Here is a 1,017-nt window from a genome sequence, read left to right as displayed (position 1 = left end):
GCAGGGTCCGTCGGCGCGGGCGTGGGCGTGGGGGTCGGTATCGGCTGCGACGGAACCGGAGTGGGCGTCGGGGTCGGTGCCGTTGTTGGCATCTTCTCGTAATGGCGGAAGTAGTCGACCCACATGCTCACATTGTTGAGGTTAGGGTCGATAGACCAGTTGCCGCCCGCCGCCAGATTGATCATGAACATCGGGTCTTCTGTATAGGTGGCCGGAGTGGCGTAACTCCAGTGAAGCTTCCCATCCATGTAGAAGTTCATCTTCTCCTTAGTGACTTCTACACCATAGGTGTGCCAACCATGCGTCATCACATCATCGCCGACCACATTGCGATGGTAGGGGCCGGTGTGACCGCTGACGACCTTTCCGTTGTCCCAGTTCCAATCATGGATTACGCTGGCATAGCTGGTGGGAGTGTTGCCATGATGCTCCATCACATCGACTTCGATGACGTGATCCCGCTCCGCAGCAGGCTTAAGCCGCTCGCTTTCAAGTGACCAGAAGGCAGGCCAAGTGCCATTACCCTCGGGCAACCACAGTCGGGCCTCATAGTAACCGTAGGGGTCGCCATCAAGCTTATCGTGGCTTGTGCCATCATGGTAGAACGTCGAGATCAACCCGCTTTCAAGCTGGCCGGTCGTTGGGTTCTTATCCATGGTGATCTTGAGCGCGGTCTCGCCCCCCTTCGTTTCGATGGCAAATGGCTTGGTAGGGTGATTGGGAGCGCGGAATGGCGCGTCCCCGAAATAGCTGCTGCCGGGAAGGGTGTGCCACCAGTTCTTGGTGGTGTCCGCTCGATCAGAGCTGATGCTCATTGTGCTGAACTCGTCAGACCAGACGAGCTTGTAGTCGGTGCTTGGTGTTGGCATTAGAGTGCAAAGTCCCAGTACTTGGTCATGTTCATGCTGAAGGTGGTATCGGTGGAATTGGTTACGCCATCGAACGTCACCTCATCGACGTAGAGGTTGCGGTCGCCGACGCCGGATTTGCTCAGATTGTTGCTGAAGGCGACACCGC

General features: G+C 57.0%; 1 protein-coding gene. It reads right to left on the bottom strand.

Annotation, left to right across the window (positions count from 1 at the left end; genetic code table 11):
• On the bottom strand, positions 1-815 hold an 815-nt coding region (locus tag JQC81_RS32495), incomplete at its 3' end, for a glycoside hydrolase family 16 protein (protein WP_203275873.1).
• Positions 816-1,017: the final 202 nt, after the last annotated feature.

It is taken from the genome of Microvirga arabica (genome assembly GCF_016811235.1).
GTDB classification, from domain to species: domain Bacteria; phylum Pseudomonadota; class Alphaproteobacteria; order Rhizobiales; family Beijerinckiaceae; genus Microvirga; species Microvirga arabica.
This window is presented reverse-complemented; position numbering and strand designations above follow the sequence as displayed.